Source organism: Soehngenia saccharolytica DSM 12858, from assembly GCF_059568515.1.
In genome coordinates this window covers 1-9,360 of record NZ_JCANTN010000046.1, presented here as the reverse complement: position 1 = coordinate 9,360, position 9,360 = coordinate 1, and the positions used below count along the sequence as shown (strand labels likewise).

Below are 9,360 nucleotides of genomic sequence, written 5' to 3'. Positions count from 1 at the left end.
TTTAGTTTCAATTCCTTATAGGTAGACTAAATACCCGTCGATATATTGATATTACTATATGTTGATTATAATGTCAACATATAGATAAATAACCAATTTATTGAAAATGTCCATATTATGAGGTTTTATATATTTATATTTGTCGTCGATCTCCAGGGGTTTTTGCACTATTGAACATCGACGACAAATTATATAAATAAATCTTGTCCGCCTTTTTTAAGTCCCATTATTTCTATGTTAGAGTATTTGGTTGTTCTGAAAGTATATATTATTACTGAATCCTTTTCTTTATTAATTATTTTTAATAATTCTGTTTTTAATGCTGTTAGTTTCGCTTCAGATATTTCTCCTTCGAAAACTGAATTTTGTACCCAATATAAGTACTTTCTGCAAGTTTTTAAGACTTTTGCCACTCTTTTTTCTTCGATATCGTAGACTAATATAACAAACATACGTCACCATCTTGATATGAAAGGATCATATTCTTCCTCATCCATAAAATGTTTTTCTATCTTATAAAGTTCCAGCCTTATTAATCTATTGTACGAAACATTCCTTCCTAATTCTCTATGCATGATAGTAGATTGCAGTTTCTTATCGTATTCTTCTATAAACTTTTTCCTACCCTTTTCATTTAGCAGAATTCCATCTAAGTCATCATCAAAATCATCAGTCTTAATCATCCCTTTGCCTATTAAAGTAAAAATTACTCTATCAACTATGATCGGTTTGAAAATTTCTGAAACGTCCAGGTTTAAAGAAAAATGTCTGTAGTTGCTGGTATGGAGGTAACCAATTCTTGGATCTAAATGCGTTTTATATATTTCTGATAAAATTAAAACATATAATAGGGAATTGCCAAAACTAATTAATGAATTTAGATAGTTTTTAGGTGGTTGTTTCGTCCTTTTTTCAAACATGAAGTCTTCGTCATCAATTATGGTGTCAAATTCTTCATAATACAATTGTCTTATGTTTCCTTCAATGCCCATAAGTGAATTAATGTTTTCTGAATAAAAAATTTCGTTGTATAACTCATTGATTGCATTTGCAAGGGTAGATAAATTCTTTCCCCTATTTTTGTAATATCTTACTACTGCAAGAATGTTCTTTGCGCTTCCTTCAACAAACTTCTTTGCTAAATATAGCCTCTTGGTTTCATCAATATAGTGTTCAGCCTGTTTAACTATCATATATCCTGAATTCAAATGCTCTCTTGGATAATATGTTCCTGTATAATACCCATAGTAGTTGAAAAAGTGAACCAATATTTCTTTTTGGCTCAGATATTCTAATAATTTTTTTGTTACTGTTATTTCCCCAAAAACATATATCTCACTTATGTCTTCTATAGGCAAGTACTTTTTCCCTTCTTCTGTTTCAAAGTAAACGGTATTATCCTTTCTAGCTAATTCTCCATCATTGAAAACAAAAACTCTCTTTTTCATTTTTCTCTCTCCTTATGCCCAACACTGTTCTGCATATGCACAATTTTTACATCTTTTTATCTTAATTGCTTTAGGAGGTTTTCGCTCAGAAATTAAATTTTTAACTTCTAGCTCTAATTCTTCTATCATTCTATAATCCTCTTCTGTCAATTCAACCTTTACTCTCTTTCTTTCAGATGGAAAACTTAATACTCCTTTTACATTGTATCCATGTTTTCTTAGTCTATAAAGATAATATTTTAATTGCAATTCTGCGCTTTCGATTGCTGATGAAGATTTTTTAACTTCGCCTATTACTATATTACCATCATTCGAATCAATTAAATCAAATTTTAAATTTTCAAAATTAACTTCTTTATGTTCTCTTTTATAACTATTTTCATGTAAAAACTTTCCTAAGAACAAAAAATCATTTTCTTGGTCAGGTACAATGCCATGAGACATAAGCCAAACCTGTCTTTTACATATATTCATATACCAAATCAGCGTACCATTAACTTCAATAGTTTCAGTAATTAAATCATTGTCACTCATATTAATCACCTACAGTATTAAGGCATTATTGTCATATTCTCTTCTTAAACCTGTTACAATATCATAATAATCATCTATGGCTATTTGGGGAATGATGCATAAATTGTTATCTATTTGAAATTCTTTTACATATTTTGTAGGTACCGAAAGTATATATTCTTTTATGGTTGGTATTATCTTTAAATATTCATTCCTTTTAGTTTCATAGTCTTTATAGTTCTTAAGATTCTTAAACTTTTCAAAGGCTTGTTCAATATCATCGTCATATAAAACTAAAACTTCTTGATATATAGGTTTATTCTCAATTAACGAAAAACTGGAAATGGAATTCTTGCCATCATCGAAATTAAGTTTTTTTATTGAATCTATTAAATCAGTTGATCTATCTTTATTTATTTTGTCCATTACTAAAGTATAGTATTTATAAATTAGTTCATAATAGTTCTTTTCATCAATACATGTAAAATCTTTTAATATATCTTTTGTTATATTTATTAAAACTTCAGAATAGATAAAACTACTGAATTCTCTACCATTTTCATCGATGAATCTATAAATATAGACCTCGCCTTTTTGATTTAAAGCATTTCTATTGCATCTTCCAGCTACTTGTATTATAGAATCCAGAGGAGCCATGTCTCTAATTGCCACATCAAAGTCTAAGTCAACCCCAGCCTCAACAACTTGTGTTGAAACCAAAATAATATTTTCTCCTTTTTCTAATTCCTCTTTAACTTTTTTTATTATATTCCTTCTATGTTTAGGGATTAAATTAGTTGACAAATAATATACTTTTCTATCCAAATCTTTTATTTTATTGAATATCTGTAACGACTCAGATATAGTGTTTACAACTATCATATATGATTTGTCTTCAATATTATTCATAAATTCTTCTACAAATTCATCAATTGTTATCTTATCTAACTTAGGTATAAGTTTAGTTCTGTCAAAATATGAATATAGTTTTTCATTGTCATCTAATAGCTCAATTGCATCAGTTAATATCAAAGGTTTTGTTGCTGTCATTAGTATTATTCTTATATTTAAATTTTCTACTGCGTTTCTTAATACATAATCAATGAGCTTTAAGTATTTTACATCTATACTTTGCAATTCATCTATTATAATAACAGAATCTCTAAAAGATATTAATTTTTTTATCATTCTATTTCTATTTCCGATGAGAGTTTGAAATAATTGTACAAATGTTGTAACCACAATATCCGACTGCCATGTTTCTAATAGTAATTCTGCTTGTGCATTTGAATAGTCAGAGTCTTGTGTTTGATATTCTCTATTAGTTAGATAGTGATGTTTTATTATATACTTACTTTTATTTTCATCAAAATCATCTATACTAGTAAGTAACCTCTCTAGAGAATCATAGTTTTGGTCAATAATTGATGTGAAAGGTAGTGAATATATGATTTTACCCTTAAGTCCAAGTTTATCTCGTAGCTTTAATGCTCCTAAAAATCCAGCGTATGTTTTGCCCGTTCCGGTAGGAGATGTAACTGTAAATATTTTATATTCATTGCTGTATTTTTCTATGTTGTTAATAACTTTGTTGTATACTTCATCTCTAATTCTATCAATTTCTTTCTTAGAAGTTGGGAATAAATTCCTTTTGCTTTTGTCAACTTCTTCGAATTCTATTTTAGGCAAACCATTTTCACCAATTTTTGCAGCACTAAGCTTATCGGAATATATTAATGTAGAATAAAGAATCTGATGCAAAAAATAATATTTTGTTAAATCTGGCTCTTTTTCAAAAAAATAGTTTATTTTTTTTAATTTTACTAATGTTTCTTTTATAGCTGAATCATCTTCTATAAACATAGAAAAATGATTTTCTATACCAAGTTTTGTTAAGTCTTGATAGATAGCAACTTTGTTTTCCTTTAAATTTTCTATCTGTTCCTTGGCAACTTTTACTTTCGTCCACAGTTCTCCGTAATCTTCGTCTTTTAGAACCTTTATTTCTCGTGGTAAATTGTTTTTCATGTTTTCTAAATTCCCATGGTGATGAAGTATCACATTATAAGAGATAAGAGGAAGATAGCACTCTTCCTCTAATCTATCTAATGCAACATACGCACCAAACAATGCTGATATAAACCCATGGCTTGATAAATTATTTGATTTTACATTTCTTAATAGATGGTCTTGAAAAAAACTTGTATATTTACCAAAATCATGAGTTAGTGCTATTATACTGTATACTTCTTTGTATTCTTCTGGTAAAAGATCTATCCCCTTATTCTTAACTTCTAATAGATGCTCAGTTAGCAATTTATCTGGATGTGAATAAAATTCCATAGCACACCTCACATTATCGTAATTATTTCTCCTGTTTGAAGCTTAATCGCTTCCCCTTCTAACTTTACATATAAGGGTTTACCTTCATCTTCGTAAATATATGTTTTAATTTCCTTCAGAACTCTTTCATTTGTAAGTTGGGAAGGCATTCTTTCTCTTGATAGTTTGCCTTCAAAATCATCTAGTTTAAATTCCTTTATCTGTCCTAAATCTACTACTGTTTCGACTTGAACAAATTCGTCAACGTTAGCAAGTTCTCCTTCATAGATTCCCAAATATTCTAAATCGCAATTAAATGGAGCGACCCCTAAATACGGGAGATAATAAAAGTCTTTTTTCATTATTCTATTACTTACTTCTTCAAATAAATTGCTATCACTTAAAGATAAATATACTTCATACTCAATACTTTCTCCACTTTCACTAACCAATATCTCAAATGGTATTTGAGTATGTTGCTTGGGGAATATAACCTCATTTATAGTAGTTGCTTTAAAATAGTTTAATGTCTGCATGATTTTTTTGGTACTATTTTGTTTTTTTAGACCTATTATGAAATTTTTTTCATCAAACGTATCATAATATGAGTCTCTTTCCATGCCTAGTATTGCGGCTATCATGCCTACTAATGTAGTTCTTGGAGGTATGCCATATGTGAGTGAAGATGAATTTGTGTATATTTTCCTAAAATGAGCAAACTTGCCTTTGATTTTAAATTTTAAAATTCTCATAGCCTCACCTACTCTATTTCGATTAGGTTGAATTGGGATAGAACCTCCTTAAGATCCCTTGCTTTTTCTCCGTTAACTGTTAATTCCAAATTATCGTCATGGAAATAATATATTTTATTTATTCTGCTTCTTTCTTTTTCTAATTTTTCAACTAACTTTGTTATATCAAGTTCGCATTCTTCAATATCTCTTATGTCTCTAGTGTCTTTTATGCTTCTCACATCTTTAAAATTCTCATTTATGTTCAAGGTTATCAAGTCTCTAAAATCGCCAAGCATTGTCTTATTGTCAATATACTCAACTCTCAGATACAGCCTAGGATATTGTCCTATTTTTGAACGAGTTGCTAAATTTGGGATAGCATACTTCATGGCTTTGTCTAAAAATTTAACATCCTCTTCAGTCAATCTCGTTTTTTCTGCTCTGTTTCCACTTATTACACCAAAGAAAGATATGAGTGAATATTTAACTCTAAAATCTTTACCAATGGTCCCTTGCGTTGCAGATTCTGACGAAGAAAAGTGTGAAGTGATGCTTGCTTCAAGCAATTCTACTTCATTTAAAGAGTATCCCCAATTAAATTGTACTGGTCCAATATAAGTCCTATTATCCTTCTTTACCGTCATAGTTGCACCAAACAAGCGAACATCTCTCCAGTTTGAGAGTATCCAATCTTCCGATTTGTCTGGAAGTTCGCTTATTCTTTTATCTGCTGTTACTGGCTCTCCATTTACGCCAGTTACAAATATGTCTTCGCCATTTAATATCATATAATCTCTAATATATCTTTTTAGCCTTAAATCGGAAACTAAGTTTATGCTTCTATCATAGTCCATACGTGGTCTGTTTTCTTCATCTGGGTCACCATTTGGATTTGTCAACTTTGCATCATATAAATATAAAATTTCACTATTGTTCATCTTCCACATCCTCCTTAGTATCGTTCTTATTTGCATTCATTGCCTGTATAGTTTCAAATGAGTAACCGGATAATAGATAAAATAAATTTTCTTCCTTGTCCAACCCCCAAGAGTTAATGTTTTTATCTAATAATTTTTTCATTTCATAGTATATATCTTCGTTATATTGTCTAATTTTAAGTTGATTCAATTTAGCGAACACATCATTTGCAAGTCTTTCTAATTTTCTTTGATCTATACCGTTATAATTGATCTTATTTAAAATTGGCTTTCTTCCATCATTCCCAGCACCTAATTGTTTGTATTGTTTATTGCCAATTTTCCCTACAAGAACCCCCAATAAGAAAAGCGCTGTCTGTTCTTCGTTGTAATTCATCTCTTTGATATAATCTTTATAATAGTCTTTTATTATCATTTCACTAGTATCCAAATAAGTTCCCCCCTTTATATTGCCCAAATACTCTAAAAACTTAATATACATATTTGCGCGGAAAATATAATCTTCAAGCTTGTCCCACTGAGGATTCAAGTTATAACCATCTTTTTCTAGCCTTATTATGGCACTGCAATCTACAATAGAATGAATTATTTTCCTTCTGTTTAGCCTTCTACTCGTCAATATGGCATCATAGTTTTGAAGCACCTCTTTGTATCGAGTTGGATTACCATTGGTTAGTTTAACTGGTGTCATATAATATACAGTCCCAAGATTTACACTTTTTACATATATGCTGTTTGGAAGCATTTTTTCAGTTAATTCGATAGTTTTTATAGTAGCGCTATTTATTTTATCAAAAATAGATGGATCTACATCTTTAATATAGCTTTGTACTTTGGTAGATGCCTGTGCACTCCTGTAGAATAGAAAGTTTAACAGAAAATAACTGTTGCTGTTTGTAATAGTGAGGCTGTCTTTGATATTCCTTCTAGCCTCATCAATATTTTTTATCGTAGTAACTGTGTTAAACGAATCTTTGATTTTTTTAGAGAAGTCGTCTAAATCACGTTTATTCATTGGTACTCCATATATGAATTGAGGAATTATATAAACATAAAAAGCATTAAATTTGGTAGACAAGTTGTTTTGCAAATATTTTTCTCCAGTTAAATAAGTGTCTCTACAACTGCTACACAACTGTAAATTTTTGTAATAGTTGTTTCTATTAAATCCACTTGCAAATATTACTTGATTTGTAGTATAAAATTTGATTTCTGCATTTAAATCTGAAACCAAATCATTTTTTGACTCGCAATATGCACATACTCCCTTTTCTTGTTTTTTAGCAGTTGCTCCTGACTTGTATTCAATTACTTTTTTTATATATTCTTCGTCATTTGCTAACAATTCTCCATTTAAACAAATTGTCACCAACCCAACTTGATCTTTTGTGATGTTAAATTCTCTCTTTAAGTATTCATTGAATATCTTTACAATTTCTGCTAATGTTGACTTGCCATCTTTTTCATCATATGAAATATTCACATCTCCAATTGAATCAATCTTAGTAATGTCTAATAAATACTTGTATTTTTCTTTCTCGTTAGGAAGTTCTATAAAAAATAGCTTCAATACTTCATTCAATTCTTCTTTTTTGCTTGGAAGTATATCTAATTTTAATATATTATATATAGTTTCAGACAAATGATAATTAAGTCCAGTAGATGTAAGTAGCCATTGAGCCTCTCCTGATGATTTTGCACTTCCCACATAATTATAGTCTTTGTAGCTATCTTTGCTCATTTGAGTTAAAGCATCAACTTTAATTATTTTGTTATCTAAGTCAAAGTCAATTTTTATGATATACTTATTCTTTTTCCCATTCATAGGTTCTACTTTTTTTAAATAATTAGATATGTCCCCTTTTTTATATACAGCTTCACCCAATTGCATTATACCTTCAAGCATCTCTTACCCCCCTTTCTATATCTTTTCTACGCACCCAAACCCCTGTGAGTTTTTGCTGCCTACTCCTGCATCTAATGCTAATTCAAGAAGTCTTTTATCACCACTTATTTTGTATTTTCCTGAATACCCCTTTATCAAAAAATCTTTATAGTAGACTATGTTTAAGTTTACATTGGATATTGGTTGAATTATAAATTCTACATCTTCTCCCAAGTCACCATAAAATGCCGTGTATTTTTTTATGATATTCTCTCTGATAATCCTAGGGAAATCGTTTTCGTGTGGTGAAAAATAGCAAGTATACTTACTACCATTTTCTTTAGCAAAAGTTGAGTATGCTACTATAGGAGATAGAGTTTTAACTTCTATTTCTTCACACTCAACTTTTTGCTTGCTTAATAGAGTACGATTTATTGTTACTTTGTTGTTTCCTAGTCTTAAATCGTCCTTTTGCAATATATATGTGCCAAATGAATTTATGAATTCTGGTATAGGAGATTTCACGACCCATTCGACAGTCTTTCCAAAAAACAATTTTGAGTTTTTCACTTGTCCTTTTGTCAATATATTTGAATATGTGAAAAGCTTAAAATTCCTGCTCTTTAGGATATAGCCTTTCTCGTGTAAAAACTCAGCTAAATCGGCATTTATGTTGTTGTAAATAAATCCTTGAAGTATGTGGTTGTAATGAGTTGGCAATATAATGTCATCTTCTGATTGAAAAATTATCCTCAGTTCCATGCATACACCTCTTAATCTGTAATTAACTCTTCATAAGCTTCTCTAAAGAGTTTATATTTTTCGCTGCCTAAAGTCTTTTCTCCCTTTTTTATATTGTACATAATATCTTCCATCTTAATTCTTCTCGCAATACTATTTGTTTTTACTTTTTTAATATAGTCTAAGTAATTTTCCTCATCTTTTTTATACAGAGCTTTACATATTTCAATTGTTTCTTCTGAAAATCCATTTTTTACTAAATCGTCTATTGAAAGTCTTCCTTCTTCCAATGCATCATGAAATAATGCTGCGATTTTAGCTTCATTAGTCCTCATCTTAAGGGCTATGTCTATAGGGTGGGAAATAAACGGAACTCCATTCTCTTCTAATTTCCCATCATACAATTGATATGATATTTCAATTGCCCTTTCGACATTCATATTATCACCCCCAAATTTTATCCGGTAGTGGCAATAAGACACTCCTTTTTTTTATTTAAAACCTTATATTATTAAGGGTTACATCATTTTTATAAAATAAAAAACAATGACCCCCCTTTTTCTGTTATAATTTGAGTTGGTACACAACAAATTCTAAAGAAAAGAAAGGTTGGTCATTGTTATGTCTCAAATTATATCCTATTTACTTATATATAATCAATACTTAATTAATCAAATTTATGAATTAACTTTATTTATCGCAAAGTATATTCCTCTCAAGCAATTGGCTTTTGATGATTCTCACAGCCCCAAATATCAAAAAATTAAAATTGACAAGCT

General features: G+C 29.6%; 9 protein-coding genes. All 9 read right to left on the bottom strand.

The features are described from left to right. Positions 1-188: 188 nt before the first annotated feature. From cas2 to BO51_RS09565, 9 genes are read right to left on the bottom strand one after another with little or no spacing between them, the layout of a single operon-like run. Positions 189-452, bottom strand: a complete 264-nt coding sequence (gene cas2, locus BO51_RS09605; protein WP_496486171.1) for a CRISPR-associated endonuclease Cas2 — start codon at positions 450-452, stop codon at positions 189-191. 3 nt (positions 453-455) lie between these two features. Beyond that, positions 456-1,448 (bottom strand): type I-B CRISPR-associated endonuclease Cas1b, encoded by a 993-nt coding sequence (gene cas1b, locus BO51_RS09600; protein ID WP_496486169.1) that lies wholly within the window; start codon positions 1,446-1,448, stop codon positions 456-458. A 12-nt stretch (positions 1,449-1,460) separates the two neighbouring features. Beyond that, positions 1,461-1,982, bottom strand: a complete 522-nt coding sequence (gene cas4 / locus BO51_RS09595; RefSeq protein ID WP_496486167.1) for a CRISPR-associated protein Cas4 — start codon at positions 1,980-1,982, stop codon at positions 1,461-1,463. A 9-nt stretch (positions 1,983-1,991) separates the two neighbouring features. Beyond that, positions 1,992-4,304 (bottom strand): CRISPR-associated helicase Cas3', encoded by a 2,313-nt coding sequence (cas3, locus tag BO51_RS09590; protein ID WP_496486165.1) that lies wholly within the window; start codon positions 4,302-4,304, stop codon positions 1,992-1,994. Positions 4,305-4,312: 8 nt separating this feature from the next. Then, positions 4,313-5,035, bottom strand: coding sequence for a type I-B CRISPR-associated protein Cas5b (cas5b, locus tag BO51_RS09585; protein WP_496486163.1), 723 nt, complete (start codon positions 5,033-5,035; stop codon positions 4,313-4,315). Positions 5,036-5,043: 8 nt separating this feature from the next. Continuing rightward, positions 5,044-5,955: a type I-B CRISPR-associated protein Cas7/Csh2 gene (gene cas7b / locus BO51_RS09580; protein WP_496486161.1), complete on the bottom strand. Its 912-nt coding sequence runs from the start codon at positions 5,953-5,955 to the stop codon at positions 5,044-5,046. After that, positions 5,945-7,861: a TIGR02556 family CRISPR-associated protein gene (locus BO51_RS09575; protein ID WP_496486159.1), complete on the bottom strand. Its 1,917-nt coding sequence runs from the start codon at positions 7,859-7,861 to the stop codon at positions 5,945-5,947. The genes cas7b and BO51_RS09575 overlap by 11 nt, the downstream gene beginning before the upstream one ends. Before the next feature lie 15 nt (positions 7,862-7,876). Next, complete coding sequence (cas6, locus tag BO51_RS09570; protein ID WP_496486157.1) at positions 7,877-8,602, bottom strand: CRISPR-associated endoribonuclease Cas6; 726 nt, start codon at positions 8,600-8,602, stop codon at positions 7,877-7,879. An 11-nt stretch (positions 8,603-8,613) separates the two neighbouring features. Further along, positions 8,614-9,021, bottom strand: a complete 408-nt coding sequence (locus BO51_RS09565; RefSeq protein ID WP_496486155.1) for a hypothetical protein — start codon at positions 9,019-9,021, stop codon at positions 8,614-8,616. Positions 9,022-9,360: the final 339 nt, after the last annotated feature.